This window comes from [Erwinia] mediterraneensis (assembly GCF_900604315.1).
Classification (GTDB): domain Bacteria; phylum Pseudomonadota; class Gammaproteobacteria; order Enterobacterales; family Enterobacteriaceae; genus Pantoea; species Pantoea mediterraneensis_A.
Map to the genome: position 1 here is coordinate 46,506 of NZ_LR026979.1, position 20,148 is coordinate 66,653.

The following is a 20,148-nucleotide window of genomic DNA, read 5'->3' on the forward strand; positions in this document are numbered from 1 at the left end:
GTTTAATAAAGTGTATCTGACTAAGGAAGGTTAAATGTCATTAAGTGATCATGAATATGTCAATTTTTCTGAAGATTATGAGATGGACTACCATTTACGTAAGGCAGGAAAACAGCAGTCAGCAGCCAATCGGGCCACGCTACGTAAGCTGGGGCCTGAACTCAAGGCCAGTCTGGGTGTTACCTATCTTACTCATGCGCAGCTCCATGGTTATATACTGGAAAATCTTCAACTTTTTAACTGAAATCTGGCCGCCTTACAGGCGGCCTTTTTGTTTATCACCTTGTCCTTTCAAATATTTACTGATGAGCTGTTTAAAGCAGTTTTTCCTGTCTATCGGTTATGTTTTGACAATTGACTATTAATTATGAAAATAAAATTTATCAAATAAATAGCAAATTTTATATTTAACCAGAAATAATAAAAATTTTTATATAAAAAACTGTTAAAAATGATACAGCTTTATCCATAACTTCGGTTCACTGGCTGAACAACATCATGCCGTCACTTAATCCCTTTCCCGTTATTTGTTGTTGTCACCGTGCCTGTTTTGTAGTGGTTGCAGGTATGGCACACAGCTCAGCCTGATTTCTGGCAGGGCAGGGAACCTGTTTCTCGTGGCTTTCCGCAGAGGCTTTTCCCCGTTATTCACAGGCCAGATCCAATGGTTCGATCCCAGAGAGATCATTTAATAGATCCTTAAAAGATCCCCGCACCCGGCAATCCCTTGCTGTATCTGGCCTGATCAGGGATCGTTATCCACTGTGGAGAGAGAAACAACCGCTATAGCGAGTGTAATAACCGCTGTGGTGAGTACGGTTAACCACGCTGGCGAGAGATATAAAACCACTGTAGTGAGAAGACGCGGTTTCAGGGTGTGATTAACTTTTTTACCCGGCCGGGTCTGCAGACCTGATAACACGGGCTAACTGGCTGATAAGCCATGTTATCCGGGCAGAACAGACACAGCTTTTCCACTGGCTGAACAGATTGATTCTGAGGAGCTTTCTCCCTTGCGCGGTTCATTACAAGTTCATAAGAAGAACCTGAACGAGTCTGCAGCTCTTCGTACCCCGTCGGCCCTTGCGCTGCATGGCTTCTCCGCTGTTGAGTAACCACTGTAGTGAGCAGCCTAACCACTATAGCGAGTAAAAAACCGCTATAGCGAGTAGCCTGCCCGCTGAAGGGAGTGATAACATCCACTGTAACCAGTAACGGCGATTATCGCTTGTTCAGTGCACGGAATACTTAAATGCCGGAAAAAGAGCAAGAAATCAAAATGATAGCTGACGCTTTTAGCGAGACAGACAGAAAGACAGGTGAAGTGGTTAGCTTAACGCCTAACAGCAACAATACCGTTCAGCCAGTGGCATTGATGCGACTTGGCCTGTTTGTGCCAACACTGAAGTCCACCAGTCGCGGCAGAAAAAACCAGATGTCATCGATGGATGTGACGGATGAGCTGAAGCAGTTGTCGATCGTCAAATCTGAAGGCTACGAGAACATTAAAATTACTGGCGCTCGTCTGGACATGGATAATGACTTCAAAACCTGGGTAGGTATTATCCATGCCTTTGCGAAATACAAAGTGCTGGGAGACAGCGTCACGCTGCCGTTCATTGATTTTGCCAAACTTTGCGGCATACCCTCAGTACGCTCCTCTGCGAAGCTCAGAAGCCGTCTGGATGCGTCTCTGACCCGTATTGCGACTAATACCATCGCGTTCAGTAACAAAGAGGGTGAGTATTACGTTACGCACCTTGTGCAGTCAGCGAAGTACAGCGCCAAAAATGACACCGTCACACTGCAGGCCGATCCCAAAATTTTTGAGCTCTATCAGTTTGATAAAAAAGTGCTCCTGCAACTGAGAGCGATTAATGAGCTTTCACGTAAGGAGTCAGCTCAGGCACTTTATACCTTTATTGAAAGCCTTCCTCCCTCGCCAGCCCCTATCTCGATGGCGCGCCTGCGCGCCAGACTCAACCTGACTTCGCGTACCATCACGCAGAATGCCACCGTCAGAAAGGCGATGGAGCAGTTAAAAGAGATTGGTTATCTCGACTACACGGAAATCAAACGCGGCAAGATTGTCTATTTTGTTATTCACTATCGGCGCCCCAAATTGCGACCCGCAGAACTTCCCCTCAGTCTGCCGGATCTGCCCGATGATGACCTCGATAATGCCATTGATTCTGAAGAACAAAATGGCGAGATGGTGATGCTTTCCCGGGAGGAACTGGAACTGCTGGAGAAGATCAGGAAAGGAAAACTTAAATAACCACTGTAGTGAGAGATATTGCGTTCTTCTATCCACTGTAGTGAGTGCTTTTATCTTTCCTGTCCCACGAAACCACTGAAGCGAGAAGAATATCCACTGTAATAAGTGATCAGGCTCACTATAGTGGTTAGAAGAGAAGACCATGTGCATCAGACGGTCTTAGCCCATGACCCCAGATGGCAGTTACTCTCTACAGTGGTTAGTCCGGACAGTGTATTTTCCCTGTAATTACTCTCTACAGTGGATACTTATTTCGCGCAGCGGTAGGTACTCACTACAGTGGCTATCACTCTCTTTAGTGGATAGCACTGGCAATAGTGGTTATTCCTCGCCGTAGCGGTTAATTTTCTGACAGACACTCACTACAGTGGTTATCACTACGCGCTGTACGTCCTGGCGATCAGGCAGAAACGACCAGTAAGAGGCATAAACCGGAACATTAACCGTTGTCTGAAAAGAAATGTCTGAGCTCATGCGCCAGCGCTTCAGGCGCCTCTTCAGCCATATGATGTCCGCTGTTTATTGACTTACCCCTGACATTCTCTGCCCAGTTTTTCCAGACAGCAGGGATATCACCATATAACTGCTCCAGATCATCCCGTTCAGACCACAGGCAGAGGAGTGGACACACAATTTTCCGGCCCAGGTCGCGATCTTCTGCTTCATGACGACGGTCTATGGTTAAACCAGCCCGGTAATCCTCAAGCATGCCATGTACGGTATCAGGATCGTGTATAGCCTGGCGGAATGCGTTATATTCCTCATCACCCATGGTTTCAGGTCTGCAGCCGTACCAGGCATCAGGATCCGCCAGAATGGCCCGTTCAGGTTTTTCTGGCTGGGCAAAGAAAAACCAGTGATACCACAGCCGTGCGAACTGTTCATTGCAACGCTCAAGCGCCTCCAGGATAGGCACGCAATCCAGTACGGCCAGACGGGTTATCTTCTGCGGATAATCCAGCGCTGCGCGGTAAGCGGTATATGCGCCCCTGTCATGCCCGGCCACCGCAAACCGTTCAAAGCCCAGAAAATGCATCAGCTCTACACAATCCTGCGCTTTAGCGCGCTTAGAAGAACCGGCATGATCAGGCAGGTCCGGCGGTTTGGACGACAGGCCAAAACCGCGAAGATCGGGGCAGACAACGGTAAACGAGGTAGCCAGCAGTGGAGCGACTCTCGACCAGGTAACATGCGTACGAGGATGTCCATGCAGTAGCAGTACAGGGGGACCCTGGCCGCCATAACGCACATTCAGCACTGCGTCTGAAAGCTTCACTTGTTCCAGCCTGAACCCGTCAAACATGAGCCTCTCCTGATTACCGCCTGAACTCAAAGTATAAGGGGAGAAGAGGCAGTTGCGCCTGCACAGGGCGGCAATATAACGTCTGTACGGCTACCAGATGACTGGCCAAAGTAGGCTGAAAAGGGCTTTTGATTACAGGGGCATGGCTGGACTTTCCGCTTAACCGGAAAGAATACGGAAACTACTGCAGGCGTCTTAATTCTTTTTCCGTAAGGCCTGTAATAGCGGAAATTGCCTGAAGGGATAGTCCCATCTGGTAAAGATTTTTTGCCCGAAGGCGTTCGCCACTATTACCGCAGAAGACTCTTGCGACATTATCTTCTCTCGGGCTGGAGGTATCCTGATCCTCGCCAGGCTGGCTGAAGTCATTTTTTCGTTCGGATAACATTATGCTGTCACTCGGTCTGTTTTTATCCTGATATTGACCTGTTTGACACAGTCATATCGGCAAAAAAAGGAAGGGTAAACACCCTTCCCGCAAGATAAAAAATTAACGCAGATCGAAGCGATCCAGGTGCATCACTTTCGTCCATGCTGCGACGAAGTCTTTAACAAACTTTTCTCTGGCATCAGCGCTGGCATAAACCTCGGCAACAGAACGCAGAATAGCGTTTGAACCAAACACCAGGTCTGCACGGGTTGCGGTGAAGCGTACTTCGCCGTTCAGGCGATCACGGCCTTCAAACAGCTCGGCAGTTGCATCAGTGGCTTTCCACTCGTTGCGCATATCCAGCAGATTCACGAAGAAGTCGTTGCTGAGTACGCCTACACGATCGGTGAAGACACCGTGCTGGCTACCGTCGAAGTTGGCACCCAGTACGCGCAGGCCGCCTACCAGTACGGTGAGTTCCGGCGCTGTCAGCGTCAACTGCTGCGCTTTATCAATCAGCAGCGCCTCAGTAGAAGTACCGTTACGAACGCCGCGATAATTGCGGAATCCGTCAGCGGCCGGTTTCAGCAGTTCGAAGGAATCTACATCCGTCTGATCCTGGCGCGCATCAACACGACCCGGAATGAAAGGTACCTCTACATTGACTTCAGCAGCTTTCGCGGCCTGTTCAATACCCACAACACCCGCCAGCACGATAACATCAGCCAGCGATGCTTTACTGGATGCCTGCTGGATAGCTTCCAGTACCGGCAGAGCACGGGCCGCCATGGCGTTCACGTCCCATTCGCGCTGCGGTGCCAGCGCCAGACGCGCACCGTTAGCACCACCGCGTTTGTCACCACCGCGGAAGGTGGAAGCAGAAGCCCAGGCAACAGAAACCAGTTCACCAACAGAGAGACCGGAGCTGGCAATGGCTGCTTTCAGGCTGTCGATGTCGGCAGCGGTCGGGTTATAAACCGGCTGCGGCAGCGGGTCCTGCCAGATCAAATCTTCTTTAGGCACTTCCGGGCCGATGTAACGCGCTTTGGGCCCCATATCTCTGTGAGTGAGTTTGAACCAGGCGCGGGCGAAAGCTTCATTGAACGCCTGCGGATCGTTCAGGAAACGACGCGAAATTTTTTCAAATTCCGGATCGAAGCGCAGTGTCAGGTCAGTCACCAGCATGGTTGGCTTACGTTTTTTCTCAGGGTCGAACGGATCAGGGATAATTTCTGGTGCGTCAACTGCTTCAAACTGGATTGCGCCAGCCGGGCTACGTGTCTGCACCCACTCATATTTGAACAGGTTTTCGAAGAAGTAGTTGCTCCACTGGGTCGGCGTCTGCGTCCAGGCCACTTCCAGACCTGAGGTAATGGCATCTGCACCGGAACCCGTACCGTGGCTGCTGAACCAGCCGAGACCCTGATTCTCAATCGGCGCGGCTTCCGGATCGACACCAACATTGCTGGCCGCGGCGGCGCCATGGGTTTTACCCAGCGTATGACCACCGGCGATCAGCGCAACGGTTTCTTCATCGTTCATCCCCATGTTACCAAAGGTGGCACGAATCGCAGGCGCGGCAGAAGCCGGATCGCCGCTGTTTTGTGGTCCTTCCGGGTTAACATAGATCAGACCCATTTCGGTGGCACCTAAAGGCGCCTGAGCCAGTGATTCCGGATGACGATGCTCCAGCCAGGCTTTCTCATCACCCCAGTTCACGTCCATATCCGGTTCCCAGACATCTTCACGTCCGGCACCAAAGCCAAAAGTACGGAAACCGGAGTTTTCCAGCGCCACGTTACCGGCCAGAATAAACAGGTCAGCCCAGGAAATTTTCTGACCATATTTCTGTTTAACCGGCCATAGCAGGCGACGGGCTTTATCCAGGCTGACGTTGTCCGGCCAGGAGTTCAGCGGGGCGAAACGCTGCTGACCACGGCCGGAGCCGCCACGACCATCGATAGCGCGATAGGTACCGGCGCTGTGCCAGGCCATACGGATAAACAGACCGATATAGCTGCCCCAGTCTGCAGGCCACCAGGGCTGAGAGTCGGTTAATAGCGCTTTAAGATCGGCTTTCAGTGCGTAGTAATCTAATTTGCTGAATTCTTTGCGGTAGTCAAAGTCTTCGCCCAGTGGGTTAGAGCGACTGGAGTGCTGGCTCAGCATGTCCACGCGCAACTGATTTGGCCACCAGTCACGATTGTTGGTGCCGCCGCCGGCGCTTTGATTATGGGTTCCCTGATGAAAAGGACATTTTCCCGCAGATAATGCGTTATGTGAATCAGTTGGCGTGCTCATTATTATGCTCCGTTTTTTATTCCGCCGTTACGATAGCTCGCCACATTGATAAGTCATACCTGAATTAAGCTACAGATTTGATAGCTCTTTCCTTGCAAAAAGGATTTTCTCTAACATGATGAATCTGCAGGGAAACAGGCGACAGGGCAGGAAAAAACCGGTGTGGAAAGTCTGATCAGGGCGTGACAGCGGCGAGTCAGCGTGGTTTTTTAGCCTGTTATCATCTGTGGATAAAAGGACAGGGCGAGACAGCATGTATTGCGCAAAATGCTTTCTCGCCCGGTAAATCAGGATTGAGTGGCTTTCTGGCAGGATTTACGGGCACCGGCGCCTGAGAATGAGGTTCCGTCTATGGTATCTTCCATCAACAAGGCTGAAGCGCCGATGCCTGGCACGCCGGTGTTATTCCGCCCGACCAAAAATGCGAATAACCTGATCAAGATGCGTTTTATCGCCTGACCGATTCTGGCGCTGACCCGTGCATGGGCGGTTTCCCTGCGCGCAAGCGGCGTGCGGGTGAATGCTGTGGTGCCTGCCGAAGTGATGACTCCGCTCTATGAAAAGTGGATCGCCACTTTCCCGGACCCGGAAAAAGCGCTGGCGCATATCAATGCGCGCATCCCGCTGGGTAAACGCATGACCACGCCGGATGAGATCGCCAGTACGGTGGTGTTTCTGTTGTCACCGCGCGCGTCGCATACCACCGGCGAATGGCTCAGTGTGGATGGCGGCTATCTGCATCTCGATCGGGCGTTGTCATGACAACGCAAACACGGCGTTTCTGTCAGGCGCTGGACCTGATCGATTCCCCGGACAAGATTGCGGCATACCAGCACCACCACCAGAAGATCTGGCCGGAAGTGGCAGACCATCTGCGACGCCACGGGATAACAGATATGGAAATTTACCAGCTTGGCACGCGTCTTTTCATGATTATGGAGGTAAACAGTGATTTCGATGAACAGCATTTTGCCTGGGCTGCGGCACAGGAGCCCGCCATTCAGCGCTGGGAACAATTGATGTGGCAGTATCAGAAACCCACGCCCTGGACACCTGAGGGCAGCAAGTGGGTCAGAATGGAACGGATATTCTCATTGCAGGATCAATAACAACACTTACCTACTGTACTCTGACGAGGATATAACCATGTTAATCAACAGAACCGAGGCGTCTGCAAACAGAGACGTCGGGGAAGGACTCAGTCTGCGTTGGGCATTTGTGCTCATCACCAGCCTGTTTTTTATGTGGGGTATCTCATACGGCCTGCTGGATGTGCTGAACAAACATTTTCAGGAGACGCTGCATGTCAGCAAAGCGCAATCCGGTCTGCTGCAGGGAGCCTATTTCGGCGCCTATTTTGTGATTGCGCTTCCTGCGGGATATTTTATGAGCCGCCGCGGCTATAAAGCCGGTATCCTGGCGGGGTTGATGCTCTATGCCGTGGGTGCGCTGTTATTTATGCCGGCAGCCATATATAACAGCTTTGCCATGTTTCTGTTTGCCCTGTTTGTCCTGGCCTGCGGCCTCGGCTGCCTGGAAACGGCAGCGAACCCCTACGCGACGGTGCCGGGCAACCCCGCCGGCGCGGAACGGCGGCTGAATCTGGCCCAGTCATTTAACGGGCTGGGACAATTTATCGGCCCGATCATCGGTGGCTCGCTGTTTTTCTCCGGGGGCAGTAGATGAGGGCGGTCAGGATGCTGTAAAAATGACCTATGTCGCGATTGCCGTTGTGGTTATCGCCATTGCACTGCTTTTCAAACGCACCACGTTGCCCGATATCCGCGAAGCGGTTGATGTGAATCCGCAGAAAGCCTCTTTATCGTTGTGGCAGCATAAGCATTTTGTTGGCGGCGTGATTGCGCAATTCTTTTATGTGGCTGCGCAGGTGGGCATCGGTGCCTTCTTTATTAACTATGTCAGCGAGCACTGGCATGGCGTCACTAACCAGAATGCCTCCTATATGCTGTCGGTGGGCATGATCTGTTTTATGCTGGGGCGCTTTTTCTCCACCTGGCTGATGGGACGGGTGCACCCGACGCTGATGCTGGCGGCTTACGCGCTGATTAACATAGTTCTTTGTGGTGTGGTGATGATGGGACTGGGCGATGTTTCCGTCGTGGCGCTGATCGCCGTATTCTTCTTTATGTCTACGATGTTCCCCACCATCTTTGCCATGGGATTAAGAAACCTCGGTCCCGCGACCAAGCAGGGCAGCTCCTGCATGATCATGGCTATCGTGGGCGGCGCAATTATGCCTTATTTTATGGGCGCCATCTCGGATCATGCCTCCACGGCTCTGGCTTACGGGCTGCCGCTGGTCTGTTTTGTGGTGGTGTTGGTCTATGCGCTGAGTCAGCGTCCCCGCTGAGACCGGTTCACAGGGATGTGCGGCCTGCGGCTTCTCCGGCGCAGGCAAGGTTCACTCAGTGATGGAAGGGACCGGGAACCACCGAGTCACGTAAGACCAGCGTGGCCGGGAAGGCTTTGCGGTTGTGAAATTCGCCGCCATCCAGCATGGAAATCAGTCGGTTAATGGTTTCCTTGATCATTTCGGTGACCGGAACTTTCATGCTGGAAAGCGAAGGCAGGGTAAACGGCGCCAGGGGAATATCATCAAATCCGATCACAGATACCTGTGCTGGCACCGGGATATTCCGCTCCGCCAGCAGTTTTATTGCCCCAATCGCCATCTCGTCATTGCTGGCTACCAGCGCCGTAAAGGGCTGGTTTCGCGCGAGTAACGTGCTGACTGCCGCCATCCCGCTTTGTGCCGTCCACTTGCCTTCCACGATCAGTGCGTCGTTCAGCGGGATCTGATGTTCAGCGAGTGCGGCTTTATAACCAGAGAGCCTTTCCAGACCGGTAGGTGAATCCAGTGATCCGGTAATAAAAGCGATATCGCGATGCCCCAGCTCAATCAGTTGGTTCACCGCCAGCATACCGGAAGCCTTTTGATCGGTATAAACGCAATAGCTTTCGTTGAGGCGCAAGCGGCGGTTCAGCACCAGCACCGGCTGTTTATGCTGCGCGATAATCTCATCCATCTCTTCGATAGAGAGAAAGCGTGGATAAATAATAATGCCGTCACAACGCAGGTCTAACAAAAAGCGGATAGCGGCCCGCTCCTCTTCCGCGCTGTGCTTTCCGTCTGCCAGGATCAGCTGGCGTCCATGCTGTTCCATAATGCGGGCGGAGTGTACCAGCAGCTCACTAAAGTAGTTACCGCTGTAGAGGGTGTTGGTGACCACCAGGCCGATGGTCTGGGTTTTTTTGGTCGCCAGACTACGCGCCAGCAGGTTAGGGCGATAATCCGTCTCTGCAATGGCCTGATAGACACGATCTTTCTTTTCCTGACTCACATAGCCATTCCCTGACAATACCCGTGAAACTGTGGCTTTTGATACGCCCGCTTTTTTTGCCACTTCAAGTATGGTTGCCATGCTTTTGCCATCTCATCCTGTTGATTGCCTTCAGTCTACCTGACCCCCCTGAGGTTGGAAATATTTGCTGCGCCACGGGGCCGTTATCTGTAACGATTCATGTTGATCATTATCACAAAAACGAAAAGTGCTGATTTTTTATTCTTGCTCAATGCGATCGGTTTCTTCATGATTTTGTGAAACCGGTTTCTTGTGGCCGTGTTTCATCGCTGTCGTTGCCGACGAATCGCCAGAGGTTCAACCTCTGTATTTTATTTTTCAAACGGTATTCGCGACGACGACAGGCACCGGTTTGAACATCTGCCTACTGTATAAAGAGACGATAAACCCATGCCAAAAAATTACGCCCGGATATCACGCGCCATCGTGGATGCGTTAGGTGGCCTTAGCAATATCGATGCTGTGACCCATTGCATGACCCGTCTGCGTTTTGTGGTGAAAGACACCAGTCTGGTCAATAACGCTGAGCTTAAATCGATTGACGGCGTTATGGGGGTAGTGAATACCGATACCCAGTGCCAGGTCATCATTGGCAATAACGTGTCAACCGCCTATCAGGAAGTCCTGAAGCTCGGTACACCTGGCGGGGAAGGCGCTGCTGCCAGTACGCCGCGTAAGCTGACCCTCAGGGGCATTGGCGCAGGCATTCTGGACGCTATCATTGGCACTATGTCGCCATTGATCCCGGCCATCATCGGCGGTTCCATGGTGAAACTGCTGGCGATGATCCTGGATATGGCGGGCGTGTTTGAGAAAGATTCCTCTACGCTGGTGATTCTGAACGTGATTGGCGACGGGGCGTTCTTCTTCCTGCCGATCATGGTGGCTGCGTCGGCCGCACTGAAATTCAAAACCAATATGTCGCTGGCTATCGCCATTGCGGGCGTGCTGGTTCATCCCAACTTTATTGACCTGATGGCCAAAGCGGCGCAGGGTCAGGCGGTGGAGTTCGCCTTTATTCCCGTCACGGCGGTGAAATATACCTACACCGTTATCCCGGCGCTGTGCATGACCTGGATCCTCTCTCATATCGAAAGAGGCGTTGATCGCATTACGCCAGCGGTGACGAAAAACTTCCTGAAACCGATGCTGATCGTGTTAATCGCCGCGCCCATTGCGATTGTGATAATTGGCCCGGTGGGTATCTGGATCGGCAGCGGCATTTCCGCTCTGGTTTACACCGTTCACAACTATTTAGGCTGGCTCTCTGTAGCTATTATGGGCGCGCTCTGGCCGTTACTGGTGATGACCGGTATGCACCGCGTCTTTACCCCGACCATTATTCAGACCATTGCAGAAACGGGTAAAGAAGGCATGGTAATGCCCTCAGAAATTGGAGCCAACCTCTCTCTGGGCGGCTCGTCGCTGGCGGTAGCTTTCCGTACCAAAAACAGCGAACTGCGTCAGACGGCTCTGGCGGCGGCGGCTTCCGCTATCGTGGCCGGTATTTCCGAGCCGGCATTGTATGGCGTTGCCGTACGGCTCAAACGGCCGTTAATAGCCGCGCTGATCAGCGGTTTTATCTGCGGTGCGGTTGCCGGTATTGGCGGACTTGCCAGCCACTCTATGGCGGCCCCCGGACTCTTCACCAGCGTGCAATTCTTTGACCCGGCGAACCCGTGGAGCATTGCCTGGGTGGTGGGCGTCATGATTCTGTCTGTGGTGCTCTCCTTTATTCTGACGCTGATCCTCGGCTTTGAGGATATCCCGGAAACGAATACGGTGGAGCGCAGCAGCCATGAAAAAGCCGTTGAGCCGGTCAAGATGGTAAATCCCGGTTAATTAATTGATTTTATTTGTTATTGAATGAGGTAATCATGTCTGGAACGGCTTTTCCGAAAGGATTTCTTTGGGGCGGCGCACTGGCCGCCAATCAGTCGGAAGGGGGGTATCGTGAAGATGGAAAAGGACTCACCACCGTTGACATGATCCCCCATGGCCCCCACCGCATGCCGGTAAAGCTGGGGCTGGAGAAGCGGTATACCCTGCGTGATGATGAGTTCTATCCCAGCCATCAGGCGATCGATTTTTATCATCGCTATAAAGAGGATATCGCGCTGATGGCGGAGATGGGGTTCACCGTGTTCCGCACCTCCATCGCCTGGAGTCGGCTGTTTCCTCAGGGGGATGAACTGACACCGAATCCGCAGGGGATTGCCTTTTACCGTGACCTGTTTCTGGAATGTCGCAAATATGGCATTGAACCACTGGTCACTCTTTGTCATTTTGACGTGCCGATGCATCTGGTCACGGAATATGGTTCCTGGCGGAACCGCAAAATGATCGATTTTTTCGCGCGTTACGCGCGCAGCTGTTTTGAAGCCTTTAACGGACTGGTGAAATACTGGCTCACCTTTAATGAAATTAACATCTTGCTGCACAGCCCGTTCTCGGGTGCCGGTCTGGTATTTGAAGAGGGTGAAAACCCTGAACAAGTGAAATATCAGGCTGCCCATCATGAACTGGTGGCCAGTGCGCTGGTGACGCGCATTGCCCATGAAGTCAACCCGGAAAATCAGGTGGGCTGTATGCTGGCGGGCGGGAATTTCTATCCGCGCACCTGCAAACCGGAAGATGTCTGGACGGCGTTAGAAAAAGATCGTGAAAACCTGTTTTTCATCGATGTGCAGGCCCGGGGCGCATACCCTTCCTATTCCGCCCGCACCTTTCGCGAAAAGGGCATCACTATTGTGATGGAAGAGGGAGATGCGGAGATACTGAAAAATACCGTAGATTTTGTCTCCTTCAGCTACTATTCATCACGCTGCGCCTCTGCAGAGATGAATGAGAACAACAGTAGTGCGGCGAATGTGGTGAAGTCGCTGCCGAACCCCTATATCGAACGCAGCGAGTGGGGCTGGGGCATCGACCCGCTGGGCCTGCGCATTACCATGAATATGATGTATGACCGCTATCAGAAACCTTTATTTCTGGTGGAAAACGGGTTGGGCGCACGGGATGAAATCGATGCTAACGGTGAAATCAATGATGATTACCGGATCAGTTACCTGAAGGAGCATATCCGGGCGATGGCTGATGCGATAGCGGATGGCATCCCGGTCATCGGCTATACCACCTGGGGCTGTATCGACCTGGTGGCGGCGTCAACGGGTGAGATGAGTAAACGCTACGGTTTTGTCTATGTTGATCGTGACGATTTGGGTAAGGGCACGCTGGCGCGCACCCGTAAGAAATCGTTCTGGTGGTATAAAAAGGTGATAGCCAGCAACGGTGCAGATTTAGATTAAGTCTGACTGTTTTTCCAGGCGGCCTGGCGGGCCGCCTGGAACCACACCCTGGCGTGTCAGGCTCTTTTACTGACCGCGACGCGCTGCAACCTTCTGTACAAAAGCTGCTAAATCCTGATTAAAACGCGCGGTCTCTTCCAGAAAGGGCGCATGGCCTGAATTCTCATAGCGCTGCGCTTCAATCCGCGGATTAAATTGCCGGGTACGCGCAATACTGGCTTCCGTGTTAACCAGTTCATCTTTCGCTCCATACAGCAGCAGGATCGGCATGTGCGCTTGCGATAAACCCTCGGCAGCGGCCAGGGTCATGGTCGGGATGGTGCGAGTCAGGGTCCAGGAGGCCATAGCCGCATTTGCCAGCAACCGCTCCCATGTTGCGCGGTCGGGCTGCTGGTAGAAGCAGAGCCGGAGGAAATCACGTACCGCATTAAGATGGGTGTGAAGGTTGTCAGAAGCCATACCCGCATAAACTTGCGGATGCGGCGTAATAAGCGTGGAATTCAGTTCAATGACACCATCTGCATAGAGGGCGCCACCGATGTTGCTATCGCCATAAGCGGCGAGGTAACTGGAGATAACCGCGCCTCCCAGTGACCAGCCCACCAGCACCGGCTGTCTGGCATCAGTCGCTTTCAACACTGCAGCCAGATCGTCAGCAAAATACCGGCCGTTGCGGTAAGCCTCCACCTCGTCCGGCTTATCCGATAATCCATGACCGCGCATATCGTAAGTAATCATCCGGTAACGCTGGAGAACCGGGCTGTTGATCTGCTGTTCCCAGTTGAGACGGCTGCCAAGCAGACCGTGAATAAAGACAATCGCCGGGCCGTCCGGATTACCGGCCTCCTGCACGGCAAGGCGAATGCCATCGGGTGCCGTGACGGTATAATTTTTTTCGCTGGCGGCGGCCATGCATGACAGGCAAGTCAGTAAGACCACCAGCCATACACTACGCAGTTTATTAACGAGAGAATAATGATTCATAAGTTGCTCCGTGAAGAATGAACTCCGGAGTCTAAAAGGATGTACCGGGACGATCTATGATGTAGAGTACCTGTATATTGATAATTCGTCCCGATAACAGCGATGCCAACATCCTCCCCCCGCAAGCCCGGTGAACTGATTAATGAACTGCTCACCGGCATGCACGTGTCCGGCGTGCAGTATCGTAAAATTGTTATGGCCGGTACGCCGGGTCTGGGGTTCAGCAACAGTGCCGGACGGGCGCAGTTTCATTTTGTGGGACGCGGTCCGGTGTGGCTGCGCAGCCCTGGCGGGGCATTGCATGAACTCAACACGGGAGATGCGGCGCTGATTCCGCGCGGCGGGGCGCATGCGGTATTGTCTTCTGCCAGCGTCGCGGCGCGTGACGTTATCACTTTTGAGCCCGCCGCCTGTTGTGGCTGGACAGCGCACCCCGCTGATGCAAGCCACGCCCTTATCTTCAGCGCCTGCATGGAGTTTGATTTGGGCGGCATGCAGCCGCTGATTGCGGCGATGCCTGAGATCCTGCTGGTCAGCACGCTGATGGCGGCTTTACCGGAGCTGCAACCCATGCTTGATGCCATGGAACGTGAAACGCTCAAAGCTCAGGCGGGCTATGCCGGTATTCTGGCGCGCCTGGCGGAAGTGGTGGCGGCGCTGATTGTCCGCGGCTGGGTGGCTAGTGGTTGTGGTGAAGCCACCGGCTGGATCGGCGCGTTGCAGGATCCGCGTCTCAGCACCGCCATCGTCCTGATGCATCAGGTGCCTGGCAGAAACTGGACAGTGGCGGAACTGGCAAAAGAAGCGGGAAGCTCTCGTTCGGTGTTTGCCCGACGTTTTCTGGCGGCTACGGGTGTTTCGCCGCTGCGTTATCTGACAGATTTAAGAATGCGTCTGGCTTTCAACCGCCTGAGCCGTGAGGGGCAGCCGGTAGAAGCGGTGGCCATTGAGCTGGGATATGGCTCGCTGGCGGCCTTCAGTCGTGCTTTCAAGCGTAATCTGGGCATTTCACCCGGCGCGGTGCGCGCCAGTCGATCCCAACTTTCTGCCGCTACACCCTTTCCGTTCCCCCCTGACCGGCTGGATGACATGCGCTAATTTGCATAATAATTCGCATAATTTGATAAATTTTTTTCCGATAATTTTAAGAAAAATGATAAGTTGTGCGCCCGCAGGGAAAAGGGAAACCGGATTGCTGCGTTATTAGTCCATAAAATGAATAAGATCAGGTTAACACAACGTGAATAAAGCACTGTTAGTAACGGCAATTGCAGCCCTGTGCGCGCAATCTGCTGTGGCCAGTTCCGGGCCGGAAAACAACGGGTTTATTGAAGACAGTCATCTGGATGTACTGCTGCGCAATGCCTATATCAACCGTGATTATAAAGACAACGGTGTCAGAGATCGCAGCGAGTGGGGGCAGGGGATTATTGCCACTTACTCATCCGGCTTTACCCGGGGTCCGGTCGGATTCGGCGTTGATGCCATTGGTCAATACGCGGTGCGTCTGGATGGTGGTCGCGGGCGTAGCGGTGCGGGCGGTATCGACTTCTTTGCTCAGGATCAGGATGGCCGCGCGAAATCTGATTTAGCCAAATTTGGCGCCACGGCGAAAATGCGTTTTTCAGACACCGTATTAAGTTACGGTACGCAGCGCCCGATCCTGCCGATCCTCTATGCGGATGAATCCCGTCTGCTGGATGAAACCTATACCGGCTTTATGCTGAATTCAAAAGAGATCGCGGGTCTGGATATCAGCGCCGGTTATTTCACTGCCGAGCAGCGTAAAAGCGATGACAGCCACGATTCCGGACTGAAAAAGCTGACCTTTGGCGGGGCGAGCTATCAGTTTAACGATCAAATCAGCGGCGCTTTCTACGCCTCTGATGTGCAGGATGTCCTGAACAAACAGTATCTGGGACTGAACTTCCAGCAGCCGCTGGCGGCGGGACAACGTTTCGCGCTGGACTTTAACGGCTACAACTCACGACTCGACCAGGATTATGCGAACCAACTGGGTACCGGTCGCAGCAATACCATCTGGAGTCTGGCGGCAAGTTACGTCTGGGATATCCATACCTTTAAAGTGGCTTACCAGCAGAGCAGCGGCAGCACCGGCTATAATTACGGCGGCTACCGCAATCAGGGCGGCGTGGGCGATGGTGGTAGTACTATCTGGCTGGCCAACTCCTATTGGTCTGACTTCAACGGCGAAGATGAGCGCTCCTGGCAGCTGGCATGGTCGGTAGACCTGAGCGGTCTGGTGCTGCCGGGTCTGAGCTATGACGTGGCCTATGTGCGTGGCGATAACATCAAAACCGCGCAAACCAGCAACGGCCATGAGCATGAGTTCTTTAACCAGCTGCAGTACAAAGTACAGGATGGCCTGGCCAAAGATCTCAAACTTAAGCTGCGTTATTCCGCGCTGCGCGTCTCTTCTGACGCTGCCGCTTATAATGTCGGCGGGAATGAGATCCGCGTCTTCGCGGAGTATCCTTTCTCTCTGATGTAACGGCCGACCCGCCCGGGACGTCGGGCGGGTAGCAGGCTGCCGGTTTGCCGCTGAGGTGCTCTCAGCGGCAAACCGCGCTTCAGACTTCGCAACCTCACGCCACTCATGTATAGTCCGCTTCTTTCTGGAGGAAGCATGCTGACCAACTTGTCCACCCGTCTTAACAAATACATTAGCGAGAGCGGTATCTGTTCTCGTCGCGACGCCGATCGTTATATTGAACAGGGTAATGTTTTTATTAACGGTAAACGTGCTGCCGTGGGCGCGCAGGTATTTGCCGGCGATGTGGTGAAAGTGAACGGCCAGCTGATTGAGCCGCGTGCGGAAGATGATCTGGTGCTGATTGCGTTGAATAAGCCGGTTGGCATTGTCACCACCATGGAAGAGGGGGAGCGGGATAACATCAGCGATTTTGTGAATCACAGTAAACGCGTTTTTCCCATCGGGCGTCTGGATAAAGATTCACAGGGGCTGATTTTTCTCACTAACCATGGCGATCTGGTGAATAAGATCCTGCGTGCCGGTAATAACCATGAAAAAGAGTATCTGGTGACCGTCAATAAGCCGGTCACCGATGAGTTTATTCAGGGCATGAGCGCCGGTGTACCTATGCTCGGCACAGTGACCAAGAAATGTAAGGTGCAGAAAGAAGCCCCCTATGTTTTTCGTATTACCCTGGTGCAGGGACTGAATCGTCAGATCCGCCGCATGTGTAAACACTTTGGTTATGAAGTTACGAAGCTGGAACGCACGCGTATCATGAATGTCAGCCTGAAAGGGTTGCCGCTGGGCGAATGGCGGGATCTGACCGATGATGAACTGATCGCATTGTTTAAACTGCTGGAAAACTCATCGTCGGAAGAGAAAAAACCGGCCAAAAAAGCCCCGGCGAAAGCGGTCGCGGCAAAAAAAACCGGCAGTAATACGCGCAAGAGCCCGGAAAAAGCGGAAGGCAATCCGGCTTCCCGTAAGCGCTTTGTGCAGCCCGGGCGGAAAAAGAAAGGGCGCTAAGCCTGACCCGACCGCTGCTCTGGTTTCAATGCGCGTCGGCAGCGGGCAGGGATGATCTCACCCTCTGTAAAAACGCCGTCATCGCAAAGGAGAGATGCCTGTTATGGGGAAAATAGAGAAACAGGCCATGCGAGACCGGGCTCCATGCCTCAAGAACGCTGACCAGCGTGCCGTTATCGAGTGAAGTCCGGGCATACCATTCAGGTACATAAGCAATACCCAGCCCTTTGCGCGCCGCGTCGACCATCAACTGACTGTGGTTGAGCGTCAGGGAGCCGGGCACATCAATGGAAAGCGCAGTATTATCGCGCATAAACTCCCAGGCATAGCGTTTCCCCCCCGGAAGGCGGTGGCGAATACAGCTATGCGCAGCCAAATCTTGCGGCACCTGAAGCGGCGGTGACGCCTGCAGATATGCTGGCGAAGCAACGGCCAGAAAACGTAGCTTATCGCTGATCCTGACGGCAACCATATCCTGCGGAATATCTTCATATAAACGAATCCCGGCATCAAACCCCTCTTTAATCACATCGCCGAAGCGATTCTCGATCACCAGATCCAGCTCGATACCAGGATACTGCGCAGTGAAAGCCGGGATAACCTCATCCATTAAAATGCTGATCGCGGCGTCATTGCCGTTGATGCGCAGCGTACCGCCTGGCTGGTTGCCCAGCGCCGTCACGCTGCTCAGCGTATCATCCATTTCCTGCAGCAGGGGCTTTACCCGGGCATAGAAGTGCTGACCCGCTTCGGTCAGCGCGACGCTGCGTGTGGTGCGGTGAAACAGGCGCACCTGTAAAAGTGACTCCAGTGTCTTGACCGCATGGCTCAGCGTAGAGGGCTTCATGCCGAGCAGATCGGCTGTACGACGAAAATTTTTCTGTTCAGCAAGGGTGATAAAAATCAGTGTTTCATTCCAGGAAGGGCGTTTCATTGATGGCTTTTTCTCACTAATGCAGACAAATTGTTGGGTATTATCATAACAGTCTGCGGTCGCTAAGCTGGTTCCTGAATCACATACAGGAGTCAGTTATGAGCAAATCATGGTTAATTACCGGCGCATCGGCAGGACTGGGGCGCCTCCTCAGCGAAAAATTACTCGCCAGAGGCGATCGCGTGTTTGCAACGGTGCGCAAAGCTGGCGTGCTTGACGAGCTGCAACGGCAATATGGCAGCAGGCTGAGCGTGTTCACTCTGGATCTTACCGACACGGACGGGTTACGCACCGCAGTCGCGCAGGCATTTGCCCGGACGGAGCGCATTGATGTGGTGGTCAGCAATGCGGGCTATGGCTTATTTGGCGCGGCGGAAGAGCTGAACGATGCGCAGATTGCGCGTCAGATAGCCACGAACCTGACGGGATCTATTCAGTTGATTCGTGCCGTCATTCCCTGGCTGCGCCAGCAGGGCGGCGGGCGTATTATGCAGCTCTCTTCTGAAGGCGGGCAAACTGCTTATCCCAACTTCAGTCTTTATCACGCCACAAAATGGGGGATTGAGGGTTTTATTGAATCGGTCGCTCAGGAGGTGGCGGATTTCGGTATCGATTTTATTCTGGTAGAACCCGGACCGACAGGTACGCAATTTGCCAGCAATCTGGATTACGCGCCTGCGCTGGCCAGTTATGAACATAATGCATCAGGCGCGATGCGCCGGGCGCTGGAATCGGGCAGTTTTGAGATAAAAGGTGATATCGATAAAACCGTGGAGACGATGATGGCATTTGCCGGACAGGCGCATCCGCCATTGCGCTTGCCGCTGGGCAGCATCGCTTATACCCGCATTCATCAGGCGCTGAGCGCGCGGCTTGCTGCACTGGAACAGCTTCGCGCTATCGCCTGCGCAGCAGATATCACGCCTGAGCGAGAGGGTCACTAAGGCCGTAAAAGCAAGGGCCCGACCTGCTGGCGACAAAGGCGCAGCACCTGTTGTCGCAGCCAGCGGTGGGCCTCTGTATACCTGCTTGCAGCGCAAGTCAGCAATAGTGACCTAAAAGGCTACTGTTCAGTAAAGCGTAATGACCGGATTTTTAATACCGCAGGCATATGCATAGCGCGTCAGGGTATCCAGACTGGCTCGGGTAACATTGTTTTCCAGACGGGAAATCACGGGCGGCTTAACCCCCATTCTCTCTGCAACCTGAGCTTTGGTCAGGTTGTTATGGCTGCGCCATTCAGCAAGCAGAGCTCTCAGTTTTTCCTTACGTTCCTCTTCGATCCAGGCAGCCCGATATTCATCTTCCTGCATCCATTCATTATGTAATTCTTTATGGCTTACCAGTTTCATTTAACACCTCCGCTAACCGTTTTCGGGCGATTTCTAACTCATTCGCTGGGGTTTTTTGCACTTTTTTAATGAAAACCCGAAGCATAATGATGGTATTTCCTTTGTGGTATACCCATATGCCCCGTGTGATATCGGTACCCATTGTGCGAATTTCAAAAAAGCCATCGCCGAGTGGTTTGGTATCTGGTTCACCTAATAAGCGGGCATCATGCTCAAGTTTGCCAATTAAACGGTCAAATTTCACCCGTATTTTAACGGGAAGCTCTGTGGCCTCATCCCTGGCCCGGGGATGATAAATCACGTTAAACATGGGGCATCTCCTTTACCCAACGTTAGCCTGCAGGCTAATTTTCTTCAAGATGAAATTAGCTTCTATGTTAATTTTAAAGGCCTGTAAGGGCTTGCTGATTAT

General features: G+C 52.9%; 16 protein-coding genes and 2 pseudogenes. 11 read left to right on the forward strand and 7 right to left on the reverse strand.

All coding sequences use genetic code 11. The features are described from left to right. Nucleotides 1-34: 34 nt before the first annotated feature. Both E0E17_RS18485 and E0E17_RS18490 read left to right on the forward strand, forming a co-directional pair. Nucleotides 35-244, forward strand: a complete 210-nt coding sequence (locus E0E17_RS18485; RefSeq protein ID WP_130835640.1) for a hypothetical protein — start codon at nucleotides 35-37, stop codon at nucleotides 242-244. A gap of 1,008 nt (nucleotides 245-1,252) precedes the next feature. Further along, the gene (locus tag E0E17_RS18490) at nucleotides 1,253-2,278 is read left to right on the forward strand and encodes a RepB family plasmid replication initiator protein (protein ID WP_130835641.1); all 1,026 of its coding nucleotides are present in this window, start codon (nucleotides 1,253-1,255) and stop codon (nucleotides 2,276-2,278) included. 439 nt (nucleotides 2,279-2,717) lie between these two features. Here the strand turns inward: E0E17_RS18490 and E0E17_RS18495 are convergent, their stop codons facing one another. Continuing rightward, a complete protein-coding gene (locus E0E17_RS18495) occupies nucleotides 2,718-3,581 on the reverse strand; it encodes an alpha/beta fold hydrolase (RefSeq protein ID WP_130835642.1) in 864 nt (287 codons plus the stop codon). A gap of 490 nt (nucleotides 3,582-4,071) precedes the next feature. Continuing rightward, nucleotides 4,072-6,252 (reverse strand): catalase/peroxidase HPI, encoded by a 2,181-nt coding sequence (gene katG / locus E0E17_RS18500; RefSeq protein ID WP_130835643.1) that lies wholly within the window; start codon nucleotides 6,250-6,252, stop codon nucleotides 4,072-4,074. A 462-nt stretch (nucleotides 6,253-6,714) separates the two neighbouring features. Here katG and E0E17_RS18505 point away from each other — a divergent pair. The 3 genes and pseudogenes from E0E17_RS18505 to E0E17_RS18515 all read left to right on the forward strand — a co-directional run. Next, nucleotides 6,715-7,014 (forward strand): annotated as a pseudogene (locus tag E0E17_RS18505) (SDR family oxidoreductase); the annotation flags it as partial. Beyond that, nucleotides 7,011-7,361: an L-rhamnose mutarotase gene (locus tag E0E17_RS18510; protein ID WP_130835644.1), complete on the forward strand. Its 351-nt coding sequence runs from the start codon at nucleotides 7,011-7,013 to the stop codon at nucleotides 7,359-7,361. The pseudogene E0E17_RS18505 and the gene E0E17_RS18510, both read left to right, overlap by 4 nt. Before the next feature lie 13 nt (nucleotides 7,362-7,374). Further along, nucleotides 7,375-8,623 (forward strand): annotated as a pseudogene (locus tag E0E17_RS18515) (sugar MFS transporter). A 55-nt stretch (nucleotides 8,624-8,678) separates the two neighbouring features. Here the strand turns inward: E0E17_RS18515 and E0E17_RS18520 are convergent. Further along, nucleotides 8,679-9,695, reverse strand: a complete 1,017-nt coding sequence (locus tag E0E17_RS18520; protein ID WP_130835645.1) for a LacI family DNA-binding transcriptional regulator — start codon at nucleotides 9,693-9,695, stop codon at nucleotides 8,679-8,681. Nucleotides 9,696-10,025: 330 nt separating this feature from the next. Here E0E17_RS18520 and ascF point away from each other — a divergent pair, with 330 nt between their 5' ends. Together ascF and E0E17_RS18530 are read left to right on the forward strand one after the other, a co-directional pair. Continuing rightward, nucleotides 10,026-11,477, forward strand: a complete 1,452-nt coding sequence (gene ascF / locus E0E17_RS18525; protein ID WP_130835646.1) for a PTS cellobiose/arbutin/salicin transporter subunit IIBC — start codon at nucleotides 10,026-10,028, stop codon at nucleotides 11,475-11,477. Nucleotides 11,478-11,512: 35 nt separating this feature from the next. Continuing rightward, a complete protein-coding gene (locus tag E0E17_RS18530; RefSeq protein WP_130835647.1) occupies nucleotides 11,513-12,943 on the forward strand; it encodes a 6-phospho-beta-glucosidase in 1,431 nt (476 codons plus the stop codon). Between the two features lie 66 nt (nucleotides 12,944-13,009). Here the strand turns inward: E0E17_RS18530 and E0E17_RS18535 are convergent, their stop codons facing one another. Then, on the reverse strand, nucleotides 13,010-13,927 hold the full coding sequence (locus E0E17_RS18535; RefSeq protein ID WP_130835648.1) for an alpha/beta fold hydrolase: 918 nt from the start codon (nucleotides 13,925-13,927) through the stop codon (nucleotides 13,010-13,012). 102 nt (nucleotides 13,928-14,029) lie between these two features. On the opposite strand from E0E17_RS18535, the gene E0E17_RS18540 reads away from it, so the two are divergent. The 3 genes from E0E17_RS18540 to rluF all read left to right on the forward strand — a co-directional run bounded on the left by E0E17_RS18540 (nucleotide 14,030) and on the right by rluF (nucleotide 17,450). After that, a complete protein-coding gene (locus E0E17_RS18540; protein ID WP_130835649.1) occupies nucleotides 14,030-15,025 on the forward strand; it encodes an AraC family transcriptional regulator in 996 nt (331 codons plus the stop codon). Nucleotides 15,026-15,194: 169 nt separating this feature from the next. Next, entirely contained in the window at nucleotides 15,195-16,439 is a 1,245-nt protein-coding gene (locus tag E0E17_RS18545; RefSeq protein WP_237680845.1) for an OprD family outer membrane porin, read from the forward strand. A gap of 135 nt (nucleotides 16,440-16,574) precedes the next feature. Then, nucleotides 16,575-17,450: a 23S rRNA pseudouridine(2604) synthase RluF gene (gene rluF, locus E0E17_RS18550; protein ID WP_130835651.1), complete on the forward strand. Its 876-nt coding sequence runs from the start codon at nucleotides 16,575-16,577 to the stop codon at nucleotides 17,448-17,450. Between the two features lie 25 nt (nucleotides 17,451-17,475). Here the strand turns inward: rluF and E0E17_RS18555 are convergent, their stop codons facing one another. Continuing rightward, complete coding sequence (locus E0E17_RS18555) at nucleotides 17,476-18,384, reverse strand: LysR family transcriptional regulator (RefSeq protein ID WP_130835652.1); 909 nt, start codon at nucleotides 18,382-18,384, stop codon at nucleotides 17,476-17,478. A gap of 98 nt (nucleotides 18,385-18,482) precedes the next feature. Here E0E17_RS18555 and E0E17_RS18560 point away from each other — a divergent pair, with 98 nt between their 5' ends. Further along, the gene (locus tag E0E17_RS18560) at nucleotides 18,483-19,328 is read left to right on the forward strand and encodes an SDR family oxidoreductase (protein ID WP_130835653.1); all 846 of its coding nucleotides are present in this window, start codon (nucleotides 18,483-18,485) and stop codon (nucleotides 19,326-19,328) included. 126 nt (nucleotides 19,329-19,454) lie between these two features. Here the strand turns inward: E0E17_RS18560 and E0E17_RS18565 are convergent, their stop codons facing one another. Continuing rightward, on the reverse strand, nucleotides 19,455-19,736 hold the full coding sequence (locus E0E17_RS18565; protein WP_130835654.1) for a helix-turn-helix domain-containing protein: 282 nt from the start codon (nucleotides 19,734-19,736) through the stop codon (nucleotides 19,455-19,457). Continuing rightward, nucleotides 19,717-20,046, reverse strand: coding sequence for a type II toxin-antitoxin system RelE/ParE family toxin (locus E0E17_RS18570; protein ID WP_130835655.1), 330 nt, complete (start codon nucleotides 20,044-20,046; stop codon nucleotides 19,717-19,719). The genes E0E17_RS18565 and E0E17_RS18570 overlap by 20 nt, the downstream gene beginning before the upstream one ends. Between the last annotated feature and the right edge of the window lie 102 nt (nucleotides 20,047-20,148).